The sequence below is a fragment of the Streptomyces sp. 6N223 genome, assembly GCF_052246635.1.
GTDB lineage: Bacteria > Actinomycetota > Actinomycetes > Streptomycetales > Streptomycetaceae > Streptomyces.
This window is the reverse complement of record NZ_JBQQCA010000086.1, coordinates 1-17479: the sequence shown is the minus strand read 5'-3', so window position 1 is coordinate 17479 and position 17479 is coordinate 1. Positions and strand designations below refer to the sequence as shown.

The 17479-nt window shown below is 74.1% G+C and carries 15 protein-coding genes and 1 pseudogene; 10 read left to right on the top strand and 6 right to left on the bottom strand.

Translation table 11 applies throughout. The annotated features are described in order from the left end of the window. Together ACTWQH_RS31345 and leuA are read right to left on the bottom strand one after the other, a co-directional pair. A complete protein-coding gene (locus ACTWQH_RS31345; RefSeq protein ID WP_443290198.1) occupies window positions 1–693 on the bottom strand; it encodes a TerB family tellurite resistance protein in 693 nt (230 codons plus the stop codon). A 125-nt stretch (window positions 694–818) separates the two neighbouring features. Continuing rightward, window positions 819–2600: a 2-isopropylmalate synthase gene (leuA, locus tag ACTWQH_RS31340; RefSeq protein WP_443290197.1), complete on the bottom strand. Its 1782-nt coding sequence runs from the start codon at window positions 2598–2600 to the stop codon at window positions 819–821. Between the two features lie 391 nt (window positions 2601–2991). Between leuA and ACTWQH_RS31335 the strand changes: the two genes are divergently transcribed. From ACTWQH_RS31335 to ACTWQH_RS31325, 3 genes are read left to right on the top strand one after another with little or no spacing between them, the layout of a single operon-like run. Continuing rightward, window positions 2992–5121, top strand: a complete 2130-nt coding sequence (locus ACTWQH_RS31335; RefSeq protein WP_443290196.1) for an MMPL family transporter — start codon at window positions 2992–2994, stop codon at window positions 5119–5121. A gap of 7 nt (window positions 5122–5128) precedes the next feature. Beyond that, entirely contained in the window at window positions 5129–6388 is a 1260-nt protein-coding gene (locus ACTWQH_RS31330; protein ID WP_443290195.1) for a sensor histidine kinase, read from the top strand. After that, on the top strand, window positions 6385–7083 hold the full coding sequence (locus ACTWQH_RS31325; protein ID WP_443290194.1) for a response regulator: 699 nt from the start codon (window positions 6385–6387) through the stop codon (window positions 7081–7083). The genes ACTWQH_RS31330 and ACTWQH_RS31325 overlap by 4 nt, the downstream gene beginning before the upstream one ends. A 70-nt stretch (window positions 7084–7153) precedes the next feature. Here the strand turns inward: ACTWQH_RS31325 and ACTWQH_RS31320 are convergent, their stop codons facing one another. Further along, window positions 7154–7579: a cupin domain-containing protein gene (locus tag ACTWQH_RS31320; RefSeq protein WP_443290201.1), complete on the bottom strand. Its 426-nt coding sequence runs from the start codon at window positions 7577–7579 to the stop codon at window positions 7154–7156. A gap of 168 nt (window positions 7580–7747) precedes the next feature. On the opposite strand from ACTWQH_RS31320, the pseudogene ACTWQH_RS31315 reads away from it, so the two are divergent. The 5 genes and pseudogenes from ACTWQH_RS31315 to ACTWQH_RS31295 all read left to right on the top strand — a co-directional run bounded on the left by ACTWQH_RS31315 (window position 7748) and on the right by ACTWQH_RS31295 (window position 11681). Continuing rightward, window positions 7748–8949: pseudogene (locus ACTWQH_RS31315) on the top strand (MFS transporter). Continuing rightward, the gene (locus tag ACTWQH_RS31310; protein ID WP_443290193.1) at window positions 8946–9227 is read left to right on the top strand and encodes a hypothetical protein; all 282 of its coding nucleotides are present in this window, start codon (window positions 8946–8948) and stop codon (window positions 9225–9227) included. The pseudogene ACTWQH_RS31315 and the gene ACTWQH_RS31310 overlap by 4 nt, the downstream one beginning before the upstream one ends. Window positions 9228–9417: 190 nt before the next feature. Next, entirely contained in the window at window positions 9418–10032 is a 615-nt protein-coding gene (locus tag ACTWQH_RS31305; protein ID WP_443290192.1) for a polysaccharide deacetylase family protein, read from the top strand. Then, on the top strand, window positions 10029–10778 hold the full coding sequence (recO, locus tag ACTWQH_RS31300) for a DNA repair protein RecO (protein WP_443290191.1): 750 nt from the start codon (window positions 10029–10031) through the stop codon (window positions 10776–10778). The genes ACTWQH_RS31305 and recO overlap by 4 nt, the downstream gene beginning before the upstream one ends. Window positions 10779–10829: 51 nt before the next feature. Continuing rightward, on the top strand, window positions 10830–11681 hold the full coding sequence (locus ACTWQH_RS31295; RefSeq protein WP_443290190.1) for an isoprenyl transferase: 852 nt from the start codon (window positions 10830–10832) through the stop codon (window positions 11679–11681). A gap of 24 nt (window positions 11682–11705) precedes the next feature. Here the strand turns inward: ACTWQH_RS31295 and ACTWQH_RS31290 are convergent, their stop codons facing one another. From ACTWQH_RS31290 to ACTWQH_RS31280, 3 genes are read right to left on the bottom strand one after another with little or no spacing between them, the layout of a single operon-like run. Then, complete coding sequence (locus ACTWQH_RS31290) at window positions 11706–14405, bottom strand: caspase, EACC1-associated type (protein ID WP_443290189.1); 2700 nt, start codon at window positions 14403–14405, stop codon at window positions 11706–11708. Further along, window positions 14398–14775 (bottom strand): zinc ribbon domain-containing protein, encoded by a 378-nt coding sequence (locus ACTWQH_RS31285; RefSeq protein ID WP_443290200.1) that lies wholly within the window; start codon window positions 14773–14775, stop codon window positions 14398–14400. Before ACTWQH_RS31285 ends, ACTWQH_RS31290 begins: the two co-directional genes overlap by 8 nt. Before the next feature lie 31 nt (window positions 14776–14806). Beyond that, entirely contained in the window at window positions 14807–15490 is a 684-nt protein-coding gene (locus ACTWQH_RS31280; RefSeq protein ID WP_443290188.1) for a DedA family protein, read from the bottom strand. Window positions 15491–15621: 131 nt separating this feature from the next. Here ACTWQH_RS31280 and ACTWQH_RS31275 point away from each other — a divergent pair, with 131 nt between their 5' ends. Next, window positions 15622–16776: a sensor histidine kinase gene (locus ACTWQH_RS31275; protein WP_443290187.1), complete on the top strand. Its 1155-nt coding sequence runs from the start codon at window positions 15622–15624 to the stop codon at window positions 16774–16776. Continuing rightward, window positions 16776–17420 (top strand): LuxR C-terminal-related transcriptional regulator, encoded by a 645-nt coding sequence (locus ACTWQH_RS31270; protein ID WP_443290199.1) that lies wholly within the window; start codon window positions 16776–16778, stop codon window positions 17418–17420. Before ACTWQH_RS31275 ends, ACTWQH_RS31270 begins: the two co-directional genes overlap by 1 nt. Window positions 17421–17479 lie beyond the last annotated feature (59 nt).

Below are 17479 nucleotides of genomic sequence, written 5' to 3'. Positions count from 1 at the left end.
CTACGCGCCGCTCGCCGTCGCGGCCGCGACAAGAACGCGGCGCGTCTCCGCTGGAGGCAGCCGCAGCGCCGCGCCGATCGCCGCCAGCACCTCGCGCTCGCCCGGCCGGTACGGCCCGTCCGCTAAGGCCACGCGCGCCCCGTGCAGCAGCAGGCCCTCCCGGCCCGGCTCCGCCAGGTGCGGCGCCAGCGCGCTCAGCACCTCCCACGACTCCGGGTCCAGCCTGCGCGTCGCGGCGGAGCCGTTCCCCGCCCACAGCGCGGCCTGCAGCGTCAGCAGCCGCTCCTCCGTGCAGTCGGGGAAGCCCGCGGCCCGCACCGACGCCACCGCCGCGCGGCGCGCCGTGACCCGCTCGCCCCCGCCGACGCCGAGCACCGCAAGCGCGATGGTGTGCACCGCGTCCCGCAGCAGCCCGGCCAGTCGCGTCGTCGTCGGCCGCTCCAGGTCCACCACCGGGAAGTGGCCGTGGCACGAGGCGCACTCCACCACCGGATCGGCCGGGCCGCGCGGCAGCACCGGAACGCCCAGCACGGTCAGCCGCCGCCTGCCCGCCAGAAGCTGGTAGCTGCGGTCCCCGCCGCAGCCCGAACAGAAGAACTCGCCGTCGTCGATGGCGCGCCACGCCGTACGGACGCCCGCTGCCTTCGACAGAAACCCTGGCCTGAAGCCGCCCCGGCCCCTGGAGCGCACCACGCCGTACCTCCGTCATCCACTGGCCACCTTGCCGTGGGCGTGATGTTAACCACACTTCCCCGGCGGCGTCAGTAGTGCGTCAGTACAAAGCGCGGCAAACTCCCGGGGCCGGACAGCCCACCTCCCTAACGCCGCGCCGCGCGGTTGACGGCCGAGACCACGGCCTTCAGGGAGGCCCGCACGATGTTGCCGTCGATGCCGACGCCCCACAGCACCCGGTCCCCGACCGCGCACTCGATGTACGCCGCCGCCTTCGATCCGGCGCCCTCGCTCATCGTGTGCTCGACGTAGTCCAGGAGCCGCACCTCCTCGCCGACCACGCCCGCCGCCTCCAGCGCGTCGAAGAACGCCGCCAGCGGCCCGTTCCCCGTGCCCCGCAGCGGCACCTCGGCGCCGTCCACCACGGCCTCGACCGTCAGCTCGTCCTTGCCGTCGACCGTCGTGGAGGCCTGTGCCTCCCGCAGCGCGATCCGCCCCCAGCCCTCGCCGGGGGCGCCCGTCGGCAGGTACTCGTCCTCGAACGCCCGCCAGATCTGCCCGGGCGTGATCTCGCCGCCCTCCGCGTCCGTCTTCTCCTGGATGATCCGGGAGAACTCCACCTGCATCCGCCGCGGCAGGTCCAGGTGGTGCTCGGTCTTCAGCACGTACGCCACGCCGCCCTTGCCCGACTGGGAGTTGACGCGGATGACCGCCTCGTAGGAGCGGCCGACGTCCTTGGGGTCGATCGGCAGGTAGGGCACGTCCCAGGTCAGCTCCTCCACCGGCACCCCGCGCCCGGCGGCCTCGGCCTCCATGGCCTCGAAGCCCTTCTTGATGGCGTCCTGGTGGGAGCCGGAGAACGCCGTGTAGACGAGGTCGCCCACGTACGGGTGGCGGGGGTGTACCTCCATCTGGTTGCAGTACTCCCAGGTGCGGCGGATCTCGTCGATGTCCGAGAAGTCGATCATCGGGTCGATGCCCTGGGAGAAGAGGTTCATCCCCAGCGTCACCAGGTCGACGTTGCCGGTCCGCTCGCCCTGCCCGAACAGGCAGCCCTCCACCCGGTCGGCCCCGGCCATCAGCGCCAGCTCGGCCGCGGCCACGGCCGTGCCCCGGTCGTTGTGCGGGTGCACCGACAGGCACACGAACTCCCGCCGCGACAGGTTGCGCCCCATCCACTCGAACCGGTCGGCGTGCGTGGACGGCGTGGAACGCTCCACCGTCGCCGGCAGGTTGAGGATGATCTCGCGGCCCTCGCCCGGCTGCCAGACGTCCATCACGCCCTCGCAGACCTCCAGCGCGAAGTCCAGCTCGGTGTCGGTGAAGATCTCCGGGCTGTACTGGTAGCCGAGGACGGTCCGGTCATCCAGCAGCTTCTCGGCGCACTTCATCACCATCCGGGTGCCGTCCACCGCGATCTGCCTGACCTCCGCCCGGCCGCCCCGGAACACCACGCGGCGGAAGGTCGGCGCCGTGGCGTTGTACAGGTGCACCGTGGCCCGGGGGGCGCCGACGATGGACTCCACCGTCCGCTCGATCAGCTCCTCGCGCGCCTGCGTCAGCACCGAGATCGTCACGTCCTCCGGGATCGCGCCCTCCTCGATGATGGAGCGCACGAAGTCGAAGTCCGTCTGCCCGGACGAGGGGAAGCCGACCTCGATCTCCTTGTAGCCCATGCGTACCAGCAGGTCGAACATGGCGCGCTTGCGGGCCGGCGACATCGGGTCGATCAGGGCCTGGTTGCCGTCGCGCAGGTCGGTGGACAGCCAGCGGGGGGCCTTGGTGACGCGCTGGCCGGGCCAGGTGCGGTCGGGGATGTCCACCGCCTCGAAGGGCCGGTACCGGTGGACCGGCATTCCGGAGGGCCGCTGGCGCACGGTGGCGGCGGTCTGCGGGGTGGGGGCGGTGGGGCGCGCGGGCGTATTCATGGCGTCTGGGTCTCCTCGCCTTCGGTGGCTGTCGGTCTGGTCTGTCGTGACTGGGCCGACGGCAGCGCCGAACTCCGCGGGGAGGGGGTCGGCCTGGTGACTACAGACCCTCGCCGCGGCGGCTAAGGAGCAGGATCCCGAAACGCATCGCCCGCACACCCTACCCCGCGTCCCGCCCGCCCCGCCGCCCCCGTATCACCATGCGAGACGCCGCATGGGCCTGCACGGCCGCGGCCCCGGCCGCCCCCACGGGTGTACTCCCCGGGGAGTAACGCCCCTCCCGCACCGCCGCCCGCAGTAACGCCGAGTTCGCTCCGGCGGCCGACGAACCGGCCCTTCCCGGACGGGAGCCTGGGATCACGATTCTCGGAAGACGACAAAGGAGCCCCACATGGGAGCCGTAACCGTCGAGACCGGGCCGGGCCGCCAGGCTCCCCCGCCCGAACGCCCACCCGCACCCCCGCCCGGCCGCCGCCGGGCCATACTGTGGGGGATCCTCGCCGTCTGGGTCGGCGTGCTCGCCATCGCCGGGCCCCTCGGCGGCAAGCTGGAGGACGTCCAGACCAACGAGACCGTCGACTACCTGCCCGAGAGCGCCGACTCGACCCAGGTCGTGGAGCTGGAGAAGCGCCTCCCCGGCGGCGAGGCCGCCGAGCTGATCCTGGTCTACGAGCGCGACGACGGCCTCACCGACGCCGACCGCCAGGCGGCCCGCGCCCAGGTCGCCGACATCGCCGCCACCTACGAGCTCACCGGGGACGCGCCCCCGCAGGGCATCCCCTCCGCCGACGGCACCACCGAGATGTACCCGGTCGTCATCGGCGGGCTCGCCAATCAGGAGGAGCGCCTCGAGGCCGTCGGCGACATCCGCGAGCGCGTCGCCGAGGGCCTCCCCGACGGCCTGAACGTGCTGGTCGGCGGCTACGGCGGCCTGGAACTGGACAACGACGAGGTCTTCTCCTCCATCGACGGCACCCTGATGATGACCACCGCCGCCATCGTCGCGATCCTCCTGATCCTCACCTACCGCAGCCCCATGCTGTGGCTGCTCCCCCTCATCTGCGTCGGCGTCGCCGTCATGGCCTCCAGGGCGCTGGTCTACGGCCTGGTCGAGATGTTCGACGTCACCGTCAACGGCATGAACAGCGCGGTCATGAGCGTGCTGATCTTCGGCGCCGGCACCGACTACGCCCTGCTCCTGGTCGCCCGCTACCGCGAGGAGCTGCGCCGCCACGAGCGCCCCTACGACGCGATGCTCCGCGCCGTCCGCGGCTGCGGCCCGGCGCTGCTGGCCTCCGCCGCGACCGTCTCCGCCGGCCTCCTCTGCCTCATGGCCGCCGACCTCAACAGCACCGCCGGCCTCGGCCCGGTCGGCGTCGCGGGCATCGTCTGCTCGCTGGTGGTGATGATGACCCTGCTTCCGGCCGTGCTGGTGCTGTGCGGACGGCGCGTGTTCTGGCCCTTCATCCCCGCCTACGGCAGCGAGGGCATCGAGGCCAAGCGCGGCTACTTCGCGCGTGTGGGCGGCACGATCACCCGCCGCCCCGTCGCCATCCTCGCCGGCGGCGTCGCGCTGATGGGCGCGCTGGCCCTGGGCAACCTCAACATGCCCGGCACGATCAGCAGCGAGGACACCTTCGTCGACACCCCCGAGTCCATCACCGCCCTGGAGCACCTGGCCGAGGCGTACCCGGAGCAGAGCGCCCAGCCCATCGCGGTCATGGCGCGCAGCGACCACGCCGACGCCGTCCTCGACGCCGCCCGCGCCCACGAGGGCGTCGCCGACGTCCAGACGGCCCGCAGCGCCGACGGCTGGACCGAGATCAACGTCTTCGCCGCCGACCCGCCCGAGTCCGACGGCGAGAAGGCGACCATCGAGGCGCTGCGCGAGGACCTGGCCGCCGTCGACGGCGCCCAGGCGCTGGTCGGCGGTTCCACGGCCCAGCAGATGGACCTCGCCAGCACCAACACCGACGACCGGATGCTCGTCATCCCCCTCGTCCTCGGCGCCGTGCTGCTGATCCTCATAGCCCTGCTGCGCAGCGTCACCGCCCCGGTGATCCTGCTCGCCGCCGTCGTCGCCTCCTGGGGCGCGGCCATGGGCCTGGGCGGCCTGCTGTTCTCCGACGTCTTCGGCTTCGAGGGCATCGACCAGTCGATGGCCTTGATCACCTTCGTCTTCGGCGTAGCCCTCGGCGTGGACTACGGCATCTTCCTGATGCACCGGATGCGCGAGGAGAACCTGAACGGAATGGAGACGCGCCAGGCGGCGCTCACCGCGCTGCGCACCACGGGCGGCGTCATCGCCTCCGCCGGGATCGTGCTGGCGGCCACCTTCGCGGTGCTGATGTCGATGCCCATGGTGATCATGATCGAGATCGGCTTCGTCGTCGCGGTCGGCGTGCTGCTCGACACCTTCCTGGTCCGCACCTACATCGTCACCGCCGCGAGCTGGCTGCTGGGCCGCCGCGTGTGGTCGCCCGGCCCCCTCTCCCGCAAGCCGGATGCCGGTACCCGATGATGGCGGGATGGTGAGGGCACTCATACGACCGCAGGACACGGGCGAACGGGGGGCCCGTGTCCTGCGGCGCGACACGATCATCGCCGCCGTGGTCGGCGCGTTCTGCGCGCTGGAGGCGGTCGTCGCCGAGCCGGTCGGCAGGGAGCTGGACCTGACCGGCTGGCTCCTGCTCGCGGGCGCGGTGCTGCCCCTGCGCTGGCGACGCCGCAGGCCGCTGACGGTGCTCGCCGCGCACTTCTGCGTCGTGCTGCTCTACCACCTGCTCGACTACTCCCACATCGCACCGCTGCTGGCCACGGGGCTCGCCCTCTTCTCGGTTGCCGCCGTCGGTCCGATGCGGCGCAGCATGGCGCTGGCCTGCGGGGTCATGGCCTCCGTCGCCCTCGTCTTCATCACCCAGGACGCCGGGAGCGGCGTGGAGGTGCTGCGGATCTCCGGCTGGGTGCTGCTCTCCATCGTGCTCGGCGAGGCCGTGCGCTGGCACGGCCAGTACATCGCCGCCATCCGCGAGCGCGCCGAGCGGGCCGAACGCACCCGCGAGGAGGAGGCCGCGCGCCGCGTCGCCGAGGAACGCCTGCGCATCGCCCGCGACCTGCACGACCTGCTCGCCCACAGCATCACCCTCATCGGCGTACGGACCTCCGTCGCCTCCCACATCCTCATCGCCGACCCCGAACGCCTCGACCGCGCCGCCCTCGCCGAGGCGTTGGACAGCATCGCCGAGACCTGCCGCGACGCCCGCGCCGAGCTGCGCACCACCCTCCAGGTGCTGCGCGGCGACGAACCCGACGGCGGCGCCCACGACCCGCTGCCCGACCTCGACGGCATCCCCGGCCTGGTCCGCGCGTCCGAGGCCGCCGGCGCCAAGGTGACGCTGTCCCTGGACCCCGCTACCGGCCCGGTCCCGCCGGTCACCGGCGCGGCGGCGTACCGCATCGTGCAGGAGGCGCTGACCAACGCCGTCCGCCACGCCGGGCCCGACGTCATCATCGACGTGTCGATACGCCGGCAGGGCGCCGCGCTCCACCTCCGCATCGTCGACGACGGCACGGGCGCCGTCTCCAACGCCGAGCCCGGCTTCGGCATCACCGGCATGCGCGAACGCGCCCGCAGCATCGGCGGCACCCTCACCGCCGCCCCGCGCGACGACGCCCCCGGCTTCGCCGTCACCGCCCAACTCCCCGCCGTCGCCGCCATCGAGGAAACCGAGGAAACCGAGGAGACTCAGGAGCCTCAGGAGACTGAGGAGATCGAAGAGCAGGCATGACCGACACCGACATCAGAGTCCTCCTCGCCGACGACCAGACCCTGGTCCGCTCCGCCTTCGCCATGCTCGTCGAGTCCGCCCCCGGCATGGCCGTCGTCGGCCAGGCCGGCACCGGCCGCGAGGCCGTCGAGCTCGCCCGCACCACCCGCGCCGACCTCATCGTCATGGACATCCGCATGCCCGACCTCGACGGCATCGAGGCCACCCGCCGCATCGCCGCCGACGAGGACCTGGCCGGGGTGCGGGTCCTGGTGCTGACCACGTACGACACCGACGAGCACGTCGTGGAGGCGCTGCGCGCCGGCGCCTCCGGCTTCCTGGTCAAGGACACCAGGCCCGCCGAACTCCTCGACGCCATCCGCACCGTGGCCGCGGGCGAGGCCCTGCTCTCCCCGGGCCCCACGGCCCGCCTCATCGCCCGCGCCCTGCGCGCCCCCACGCCCCCGCCCGCCGACGCCACCCCGCCCGCCCTGGCCACCCTCTCCGAGCGCGAACGCCAGGTCCTCACCCTCGTCGCCCGCGGCCTGAACAACGCCGAGATCGCCGAGACCCTCGGCCTCTCGCCGCTGACGGCCAAGACGCACGTCAGCCGCATCATGGGCAAGCTCGCCGCCCGCGACCGGGCCCAACTCGTCATCACCGCCTACGAGTCGGGCCTGGTCACGCCGGGCGGCCCAGCCCCCGCCCCCGGCTGACGGCTGCCAGCGGTCATCCTCCCGATCCCGGCACCGCCCGGATCGACCATCGCCTTGACCGGCTTGGGCGTCAGCCGAATCCGCACCCCGGATCCGGCGCGTCGTTCCCCAGCGGCGCGCCGTCCGGCAGGACGTACAGCACCTCCAGCACCACGGGCGCCGAGCCCAGGTTCCGCCCGAGGTGGACGTTGCCGGCCCCGGCCGGCTCGACGACGAGCTCGCCCGCGTCGTACACGCCGTCGACCGAGCAGTCGGCGGCGTTGTGCGTCAGCGTGCCGCTCGCGACCCACCCGTAGAGCGTCCCGTCGTGGTAGTGCCACCCCGTGCTCCCGCCGGGCGCCACCGTGATCTCCCGCAGGACGTAGTCCTTCCCGCCCGCGCTCCACTCGGCCAGCGTGGTCGCCGTCACGCCCGAGCCGGGCGTGGCCTGCGCGCTCCCGGCGCCGCCGCCGAGGGCGAGTAACAGCCCGAGCCCCGCCGCGAGCGCGGCGCGCATCCCTCTCACCGCCACGTGTCCTCCTCTTCCCCTCAACGAACTCCTAGCGGTGTCTACCAACCCCCCGCCCGGATCAGTGGCGCTGTGACCAACGCCACTGATCAGCGGACCGTGACCGCCCCGCATGATGTTTGCGTGAACATCGGACAGGGCGGGGCCGCGCGGCGGATGCCAGCCGGCCTGGTCGCGCTCGCCCTCGGCAGCTTCGGGATCGGCCTGACCGAGTTCGTGATCGCGGGCCTGCTGCCCCAGGTGAGCCACAGCCTGGACGTCTCCGAGGCCGCGGCCGGATGGCTCATCTCCGGATACGCCCTGAGCGTCGCGATCGGCGCGATCCTGCTGACCGCCGCCACGACCCGCATGCCCCGCAAGGCCGTCCTCGTCGGGCTGGTGGCGTTGTTCGTCCTCGGCAACCTGCTGTCCGCCGTCGCGCCCACGTACGCCATGGCGATGCTCGGCCGGATCGTCGCTGCCCTGTGCCACGGCTCCTTCTTCGGCATCGGCTCGCTCGTCGCCCGGCGCCTGGTCCCGCCCGAGCGGGCCTCGCGCGCGGTGGCGGTGATGTTCGCCGGGCTGACGGTCGCGAACGTGCTGGGCGTGCCCTTCGGCGCCCTCGTCGGCGAACGCTGGGGCTGGCGCGCGACGTTCTGGGCGATCACCGGGATCGGCGTCCTGGCGCTGGCGGCCATCGCCGTGTGGGTCCCGGCCTGGGCGGGCGCCGTGGACGAGGAGCACCGGACGGCCGGGCTGCGCCCCCAACTGCGCGCCTTCCGCTCCCGGCAGGTCTGGCTGACCCTCGCCGCCACCGCCCTCAGCTACGGCGGCATGTTCGGGGCGTTCAGCTACATCGCGTACACCTTCACCGAGGTCACCGGCTTCTCCGAGACCGACGTCGCCTGGCTGCTCGTCGTCTACGGCAGCGGCCTGGTGATCGGCAACGTCGCCGGGGGCCGCGCGGCCGACCGCGACCGCGACCGCACGCTGATCGCGTCCCTCGCGGGACTCGCCGCCACGCTCGCGGCGTTCGGGCTGCTGGCCGAGGGACGGGTCGCCTCGGTGGTCCTGATCTTCCTGATGGGCGTCTTCGGCTTTTCGCCAGCGTCCCCGGCATGATCACCCGCGTCACCGACGCCGCCGGCGGCGCGCCGCTGGCCGCCAGCGCCAACGTCTCCGCGTCCAACGTCGGCAACGCGCTGGGCGCCTGGCTCGGCGGCCTGGCGATCAGCGCGGGCCTGGGCTACACCGCGCCGCTGTACGTGGGCGCCGCGGTCGTGCTTCTCGGCCTCGCCGTGATGGTGGTCACCGCCCGCACGGCGCCCACCGCGCGCGACCACACCCGCACGCGGGCGCCGATAGCCTCGATCCCATGACGCGAGAGCTCTACAACCTCAGGCCGCTGCCCGCGGCGGACGCCCCCACGCCGCTGACCGACGAGGAGGAACGCCGCGTCCAGGCCGTGCTGTTCAACGAGCTCGGCAACGCCATCGCGGACCAGGGCTGGGCGCGTTTCCCCGCCTACACGCCGGAGGATCGCCGCCGACTGGTCGCCGTCGCGCACCGCCTCAGCGCCCACTGGGGCCGGCCGGTCTCCGTCGAGGCCGAGGACCCGACGCGCATGCGGCTCTTCCTCCCAGGCTGCGCGGGCTAGCCTCGCGGACCGTGACCGTTGGACCACGTACGCCCGCACAGCACGAGCCGGTGGCCGTCCGGGTCCTCGACAGCACCCACCCCGGCCGCTGATGGTTCGCCCTCGTGCGGCAGCGTCACCGCCTCGCCGGGCTGGTGCGGACGCCGTACGCGCGTTCACGGCGCGCACGCGGCGCGTACACTGCGCCGCTGTGAAGCCTGTCGCACTGACATTCGACGACGGCCCCGGTCCCCACACCGGTCGGCTCCTCGACGAGCTCGCCGCGCGCCGCGCCCGCGCCACCTTCTTCGACGTCGGGCGGAACGCCGCCGCCCGGCCCGCGCTCGTGTGCCGCCAGCGCGACGAGGGACACGAGATCGGCAACCACTCCTGGAGCCACCCCGACCTCACCCGGCTCGCGCCCGGCGAGGTCAGGGCCGAGCTCGACCGCACCGGGCAGGCGATCCGGGACGCGACCGGCGACGCCGAGGCGCCGAGGCTCCTCCGTCCCCCGTACGGCGCGCACAACGCCGTCGTGCGGGACATGGGCAGGAGGATGGGCATGCCGCTGATCCTGTGGAGCGTCGACACCGAGGACTGGAAGTACCGCGACACCGCGCACGTGACCAACGCCGTGCTCGGCGGCGTTCGGCCCGGCGCGATCGTCCTCATGCACGACATCCACGCCACCACCGTGGCCGCCGTGCCCGCCATCCTCGACGCCCTCGCCGACGACGGCTACGACTTCGTCACCGTCAGCGAGCTTTACGCGGGCGCCGACGACCTCAAGCCCGGGGAGCTCTACTACGCGAGAATGACCGCATGAGTCTGTTCCGGGACGACGGCATCGTGCTGCGCACCCAGAAGCTGGGGGAGGCGGACCGGATCATCACGCTGCTCACGCGCGGGCACGGCCGCGTGCGGGCGGTGGCGCGCGGGGTGCGGCGCACCAAGTCGAAGTTCGGGGCGCGTCTTGAGCCCTTCAGCCACGTCGACGTGCAGTTCTTCGCGCGCGGCAGCCAGCTCGTCGGGCGCGGCCTGCCGCTGTGCACCCAGACCGAGACGATCCGCCCGTACGGCCGGAACATCGTCGACGACTACGCCCGCTACACCGTGGGCACGGCGATGCTGGAGACGGCGGAGCGCTTCACCGACCACGAGGGCGAGCCGAACGTCCAGCAGTACCTGCTCCTCGTCGGCGGCCTGCGCGCGCTCGCCGCCGGGGAGCACGCCCCGGGCCTGGTGCTGGACGCGTTCCTGCTGCGCTCGCTGGCCGTCGGCGGCTACGCGCCCAGCTTCGACGACTGCGCCCGCTGCGGCCTGCCGGGCCCGAACCGCTTCTTCTCGGTCGCGGCGGGCGGCGCGACGTGCGGCGACTGCCGGGTGCCGGGCAGCGTCGTGCCGTCCCCGGAGGCGTTGCGGCTGCTGGGGGCGCTGCTGACGGGGGACTGGGAGACGGCCGAGGGCGCCGAGGCCCGGCACGTGCGCGAGGGCAGCGGCCTGGTGTCGGCGTACCTGCACTGGCATCTGGAACGGGGGCTGCGGTCCCTGCGGTTCGTGGAGAAGACCTGACCGGGATACGCTCGGCGGCAGGATCCCACCCCACCCAGATGGAGCAGCACCATGGCCCGGCGTGGCACGTTCTCTCGCACGTCCCGGCAGCGTTCCGAGCGCCGCGAGTACCGCGCCCCGGACCCGCACCCCTCGGGCGCCCGGCCGCCGAAGCTGCCGGGCGAGCTGATCCCGCGCCACGTGGCGATCGTGATGGACGGCAACGGCCGCTGGGCCAAGCAGCGCGGCCTGCCGCGGACCGAGGGGCACAAGGTCGGCGAGGCGGTGGTGCTCGACGTCGTCAAGGGCTGCCTGGAGCTGGGCATCCCCAACCTCTCGCTCTACGCCTTCTCCACGGAGAACTGGCGGCGCTCGCCGGACGAGGTGCGGTTCCTGATGGGCTTCAACCGCGACGTCATCGACCGCCGCACGGAGGAGCTGGACGCCATGGGGGTGCGCATCCGCTGGGCGGGGCGCGAGCCGCGGCTGTGGCGTTCGGTGATCCGCAAGCTGCAGTACGCCGAGGAGCGGACGCGGGACAACCACGCGATGACGCTGTACATGTGCGTCAACTACGGGGGGCGGGCGGAGATCGCCGACGCGGCGGCGCGGCTGGCCGCCGACGTGCAGGCCGGGCGCCTGGACGCCTCGCGGGTCAACGAGCGCGTCCTGGCGCGTTACATGTACTTTCCCGACATGCCGGACGTGGACCTCTTCCTGCGGCCGTCCGGCGAGCAGCGCACCTCCAACTACCTGATCTGGCAGTCCGCCTACGCCGAGATGGTCTACCAGGACGTGCTCTGGCCCGACTTCGACCGGCGGAACCTGTGGGACGCGTGCGCGGAGTACGCCTCGCGCGACCGGCGTTTCGGGGGCGCGATCCCGAACGAGGCCGAGCCGCCCTCGTCACCCTCGTCGCGCTGAGGCCCTCCGGCGCCGACGGCGAACCTAGCCCCGGGGCCGGTCGTAGCGCTCGGCCTCGTCGAAGTAGTCGCGGTAGCCGCCCGGGGTGTGGCGGCCCAGTTCGCGGAGTTGCTCGGCGACGAAGGGGCGCAGCTCGCCGGCGGGGTCGTGGAGGGGGCTCGCCAGCAGGGTGCGGGCGCAGACCAGGCGCCAGAGGGTGCGGTCGGGCTCGTCGAGGGCGTTGGCGGGCTCGGTCATGGTGGAGAGGGTGGCGTGGGGCTCGGCGTAGGAGTTGTGGCCGATGACGCGCTGGGGGGCGGCGGCGATGCGGTCGAGTTCGGCGAGCCAGGCCACGGACGAGGGGTCCTGCTCCCAGCGGGCCCTCAGGTGGCGCACCACGGTGCGGACGTCGCCCAGGGCGAGGACGTGGTAGAGGCGGCGTATGGCGTGGCGCCGGCGGCGGCCGATCTCCTGGCCGGCGGTGTGGGCCCAGGTCCAGCCGTCGTTGGCGGCGGCCGTGGCGGGACCCGGCAGGCCCTCGGGGTCCGGGGGCGGGCCGGCCCGGTCGGCGGCGAGGCGGCGCAGCAGGAGGGTGTGCAGCCAGGGGTGCAGCGCGGGGTGCGCCTCCTCCTTCACCCACAGCCGCTGCCGCAGGCGCACGCGCAGCGATCCGGCGCCGCGGAGGAGTTCGCCGCCCTCGTCGCTGAGGTCGCTCCAGCGGAAGTCGGGTCCCCACACGCCCGCGACGAGGGAGAGGGTGTGGACCTCCGCCTCGGTGACGTCGCCGCGCAGCAGCCAGTGCAGCTCCCGGTCGGCCCGGTTGGGGCGGGAGGAGTCGTCGGCGAACCAGTGCGCGAGCGTGGAGGTGGTGGCCCCGTACGGGTAGTGGCTCAGCAGCCGCGTTCCGCCGTAGTGGTCGCCGGCGAGGCGGCGTACCGGCAGGTCGGGGCGGGAGACGAGGGCGGACTCCGCCTCGGACAGGCCGCGCATGACCACCGTGTACCAGTCCCTCCCGGCCCACGTGTCGGCGTAGCCGGCCTGGGCGAGCGGGGTCCTGTCGTGGGCGTCGGCGACCGTCGCCGTCCGGCTCCAGGTGCCCAGCTCCGCGCTGCTGGCAGCGATGACCAGCAGGCCGCCGAGGCCGCCGGGCTCGGCGCGGGAGGCGAGTATCAGCTCGTCGAGGAGCGCGGCGCGCACCGGGGCGTCGGCGTTGTCCAGCAGCACCACGTAGCGCTTGCGGCGTTCGGCGTGAAAGGCGCGCAGGTCGGCGAGGAACGCCCGGCACAGCAGGCGGCGGGCGGCCGGGCTGTCGGGGCGGCCGTTCAGCTCCACCAGGACGTCCAGCGGCTCGGCGGAGGCGGCGCCGGGAAGCCCGCCGGAGAACCACGGCAGGAACTCCCGCTTGTGCTGCGCGTGCCGGGCGCCGGGGTCGAACAGCTCCCGCGCCATGGCGGAGCCCGCGCGCCCCGTGGCGGGGACGCGGGCGAGGGCGGCGCTCAGCGCGATGTTCAGCCGGTCGAACGCGGGCAGCGGGCGCATGAAGCCGGCGACGAGGGGCTTGCTGATGGCGGTGAGGAGCTGGCGGATGTTCGCCGGCTCCCGGGCCGGAGGGACCTGGCGGCCGGCCTGCGCCAGCGGCACCTTGCGCGCGACGCAGTGGGCGGCGGCGTGCTCCAGCGCCGCGGTCTTGCCCGAGCCGTGCGGGCCCGAGAGCACGGTCACCGGGACGGGACCGGCGGCGGCCAGCAGCTCGTCCACGAGGTGGCGCAGGTCGAGCAGCACGCCGGGGGCGTGGAGGGACAGGCTGTTCCACCTGCTGGGGGTGCGGCTCCAGTCCGGGACGCCGTCCGCCATGCCGGGCGGCGGCCACCGGAGGGAGGCGCGGGCGGCGGTCTCGGGCGGCGGCGGAGGGGGCGGCGGCAGCTCCAGCGCCGCGCCCAGGGCCAACGGCTCGACGACGGCCGCCTCGCCGGGGGACAGGCCCGCCGAGCGGTTGCGGGCGATGCAGATCCGGTCGGCGGTGTTGCGGCTGCGGTGCTGCGGTAACGGGCGGGCCTGGGCGCGGAGTTCGGCGTAGACGTGCTCGTAGAGCGTCCGCATGTCCAGCAGCTCGCCGGCGCCGGGAACGCCCCGCTCCAGGGTGCGCAGCAGCTCGCCGGTGAACGCCGTGTACGTCTCGCCGGGCGGGGCGAGGGCGGTGACGTTCTCGGAGGAGGAGGTGATCAGGCAGGTGCCCGCCACGTCGATCTGCGGGAGGCGGGCGGCGAGGGTCGCGGAGCCGGCGCCCATGTCGCCTGCCAGGGCCCGGCCGCTGTAGCAGCAGTCCAGCAGCAGCACCTTGCGCGACGCCGGGCTGGCGAGGAAGACGCGGCGCACCAGGTCGAAGCGGAGCGCCGTGGCGACGTGAAGGTCCGTCAGGCGGGAGCCGGGCAGCGCCAGGTACAGCTCGTGGTCCACGGGGTCGAGCAGGCCGTGGCCGGCGTAGTAGACGACCAGCGTGTCCTCGGCCCGCGTGGCGGCCTCGCGCAGCGCGTCCAGCACCTCGGCGTCGGTGCCCGGCTGCCGCAGCACGGTCACCCGCTCCTCCCACACGCCCCACACCTCGGGGTCGGTGAGGGTCCGCGCCAGCCCTCTGAGGTTGTTCTCGACGGCCGGGAGCGGTTCGAGCGTGGCGTACTCGTGGCAGCCGACGAGGACGACGGACGAGGACTCCACCCCGGCCAGTCCGTCAGCCGCCTCAGCCATACCCCGTACTTTCCCCTCCGTAGCGTGCCTGGAGCGGTACTTTACGGCCTGTTGGTGTCCTCCCCGGTCGGAGGCGGGGGATTCCCAGGGGCAGCGCTGCGCGCCGCGCGCGGGTTCGGCCGGTCGCCCGGCCTACGGGTTCCTGCTGCGCAGACCGCGCGGCGGCGAAGTCTCCACAGGCCGAGACGGCGAGCCCCGCCGCCTTGATGACGCGGGCCGCGTTCACATCGGCGTGCTCGGTACGACCGCAGGCGGTGCAGGCGGTGCAGGCGAACGTCGCTTTCGCTTGGCTCTCGGGAGAGTTCGTGTCCACCACCCCGGACCGGCCGCACGTCTGAGAGGTGTACGCGGGATTCTGCCGGGGCCCGATGGCGAGAGATCACGCTGCCCGGCTGAGAGGGCTACGGCCGCCGCGTGGCGCGGTGGCCTCCCCGGCCGCCGCGCAGCAGGCGGAGCGCGGCGAAGCCGACCACGGCCAGGGCGGCGGCGGCCAGCACGGCCTTGGAATAGGTGCCCACCACGTCGGACACCCGGTGCCACCGGTCGCCGAGCTGATAGCCCGCGCCGACCCACAGGGCGTTCCACAGCAGGCTGCCCGCCGTCGTCAGGGCGAGGAAGGCGGGCAGCCGCATCCGCTCCACGCCCGCCGGGAGCGAGATCATGCTGCGGAAGATCGGCACCATGCGGCCGAGGAAGACCGCCTTGGTGCCGTGACGGGCGAACCACGCCTCGGTCCGCTCCACGTCCGACACCTTCACCAGCGGCAGCCGCGCGGCCAGCGCCACCGTGCGGTCGCGGCCCACCAGCGCGCCGACGGCGTACAGCGCGAGGGCGCCGAGCACCGACCCGGCCGTGGTGCAGACGAGCACCGCCAGGAGGCTGAGCCTGCCCTGGCTCGCGGCGAATCCGGCCAGCGGCAGGATCACCTCGCTCGGCAGCGGTGGGAAGAGGTTCTCCAGGGCGATCGCCACCCCGGCGCCCACCGCGCCGAGGGAGTCCATCAGGTCGGCGGCCCAGCCCGCGACGCCGCCGGCCGGGGCGTGCGCGTCGTCGCCGGAGGCGGCCGTGGTCATGAGCGTGATCATGACCACGACGGTAGGAACGCCCGCGCACCCGCGACATGAGGGCCGCCGCACACTCCGCTGCGGCCCGCCGCAGCCGCATCCTGCGGTTTTCCGCAGTCCGGCCGCGCCGCCGCTCGGCTAGCGTGGCGGAGATGCGCGCCCTCCTGACCCGCTGGCTCCGGACCGCCCTGGGCCTCCTGCTCGGCTTCCTCGCCGCACTCGCGGAGCTCGGCTACCTCGCCGTGGGCGGGCCGTGGCTGCTGGTCACCCGGGGATGGCGGGCGGGCCGGGGTGCGGCCGAGCCCCGGGCACGCGCCGGCGCCCGCCGCCTGGTCCGCGTCGAGCGACGCCGGATGCGCGCCTGGTACGGCGAGGACCCCGTGGAGGAGCCACTGACGCCCGGCGCCCGGCCCCTGGCGTACCTCGCGCTGCGCTGGCCCATCGGGCTGCTCGGCGGCGTCGTGCTGTTCTGCGCCCTGGCGGGCGTGGCCTACGCCTCCCTCCCGCTGTGGGTGTGGGTCGTCGTTCCCGTCGACTACGTCGCCGAGGTCCTGTACACGGCCGCCAGCGGCGTCTTCCTCTTCTTCCTGTGCGTCCCGGCCGTCAACGCCGTGGCACGGCTGGACGAGCTGCTGGCCCGCCGCCTGCTGCGCCCCAGCGGGCGGCAGGCCCTCCAGCGCCGCATCGGCGAGCTGGCCGCCAGCCGCGCCGGGGTGGTCGCGGCCGTGCACCAGGAGCGGCGGCGCATCGAACGCGACCTGCACGACGGCGTTCAGCAGCGGCTCGTCGCCCTCGGCATGCTGCTGGGTCGCGCCCGCCGCGCCGCGCCCGCCGATCCCGGGAAGGCGGCGGCGCTGCTGCGGCAGGCGCACGAGGAGTCGCAGCGGGCGCTGTCGGAGCTGCGGGAGGTCGCCTGGCGGGTCTACCCGGCGGCGTTGGACGAGGGCGGCCTCGCGCAGGCGCTGGAGACGATCGCCGAACGCACCAGCATCCCGGTGCGGCTCGCCTGCCGGCTGGGCGAACCGCCGCCACCGGCCGACGTGCAGGCGGTGGCGTACTTCGTCGCCGCCGAGGCCGTCACCAACGCCGTGAAGCACTCCGGCGCCGGCCTGATCGACGTCAGCGCGGAGCGGCGGGGGGTCACCCTCGTCGTGCGCGTGGCGGACGACGGCCGCGGCGGCGCCGATCCCGAGGGCGGCGGGCTGCTGGGGCTGGCCCGCCGCGTGGCCGCGCTGGACGGGCGGTTCGGCGTCGACAGCCCCGCCCTGGGCCCCACCGTCGTGACCGCGGAGCTGCCGTGCGCGTGATGCTCGCCGACGACTCGACGCTGCTGCGCGAAGGGCTGAAGCGCCTGCTGGTGGAGGAGGGGCACGAGGTGGCCGCCTCGGTCGGGGACGCCCCGGCGCTGCTGGCCGCGCTGGCGGCGGCCGGGCCGAGGCCGCTGGACGCCGTCGTGGTGGACGTGCGGATGCCGCCCACGCACACCGACGAGGGGCTGCGCGCCGCGCTGGAGATCCGCCGCCGCTGGCCGGGCGTCGGGGTGCTGGTGCTCTCGCAGTACGTGGAACGCCGCTACGCCACCGAGCTGTTGACGACGGCGACCGAGGGCGTGGGCTACCTGCTGAAGGACCGCGTCGTGCAGGTCGACGAGTTCCTCGACGCGCTGGAGCGGGTCGGCTCGGGCGGCACGGCGTTCGACCCGGAGGTGGTGCGGCAGCTCCTGGCCCGCAGCAGCCACGCCGACCCGCTGAAGCGGCTGACGGCCCGCGAGCGCGAGGTGCTGGCGGCGATGGCGGCGGGGCACGCCAACGCCTCGATCGCGCGGCAGCTGCACATCTCGCAGAGCGCGGTGGAGAAGCACATCAACGCGATCTTCGACAAGCTGGACCTGTCGGCTGCGGCGGGCTACAGCCGGCGCGTGCTGGCGGTGCTGCGCTACCTGGGGACGTAGCCGGACTCGACGATGGCGTTCAGCCCCGGGTGGGGTGCCGGGGTGTGGGCGGCGAAGGG

Excerpts from the sequence above, each read along its gene's own strand:
- ACTWQH_RS31295 (WP_443290190.1), top strand. The coding sequence starts at position 10,830 with ATGGCCCGGCGTGGCACGTTCTCTCGCACGTCCCGGCAGCGTTCCGAG.
- leuA (WP_443290197.1), bottom strand. The coding sequence starts at position 2,600 with ATGAATACGCCCGCGCGCCCCACCGCCCCCACCCCGCAGACCGCCGCC.
- ACTWQH_RS31275 (WP_443290187.1), top strand. The coding sequence starts at position 15,622 with ATGCGCGCCCTCCTGACCCGCTGGCTCCGGACCGCCCTGGGCCTCCTG.
- ACTWQH_RS31310 (WP_443290193.1), top strand. The coding sequence starts at position 8,946 with ATGACGCGAGAGCTCTACAACCTCAGGCCGCTGCCCGCGGCGGACGCC.
- ACTWQH_RS31280 (WP_443290188.1), bottom strand. The coding sequence starts at position 15,490 with ATGATCACGCTCATGACCACGGCCGCCTCCGGCGACGACGCGCACGCC.
- ACTWQH_RS31270 (WP_443290199.1), top strand. The coding sequence starts at position 16,776 with ATGCTCGCCGACGACTCGACGCTGCTGCGCGAAGGGCTGAAGCGCCTG.
- ACTWQH_RS31335 (WP_443290196.1), top strand. The coding sequence starts at position 2,992 with ATGGGAGCCGTAACCGTCGAGACCGGGCCGGGCCGCCAGGCTCCCCCG.
- ACTWQH_RS31320 (WP_443290201.1), bottom strand. The coding sequence starts at position 7,579 with ATGCGCGCCGCGCTCGCGGCGGGGCTCGGGCTGTTACTCGCCCTCGGC.
- recO (WP_443290191.1), top strand. The coding sequence starts at position 10,029 with ATGAGTCTGTTCCGGGACGACGGCATCGTGCTGCGCACCCAGAAGCTG.
- ACTWQH_RS31325 (WP_443290194.1), top strand. The coding sequence starts at position 6,385 with ATGACCGACACCGACATCAGAGTCCTCCTCGCCGACGACCAGACCCTG.
- ACTWQH_RS31290 (WP_443290189.1), bottom strand. The coding sequence starts at position 14,405 with ATGGCTGAGGCGGCTGACGGACTGGCCGGGGTGGAGTCCTCGTCCGTC.
- ACTWQH_RS31330 (WP_443290195.1), top strand. The coding sequence starts at position 5,129 with ATGGTGAGGGCACTCATACGACCGCAGGACACGGGCGAACGGGGGGCC.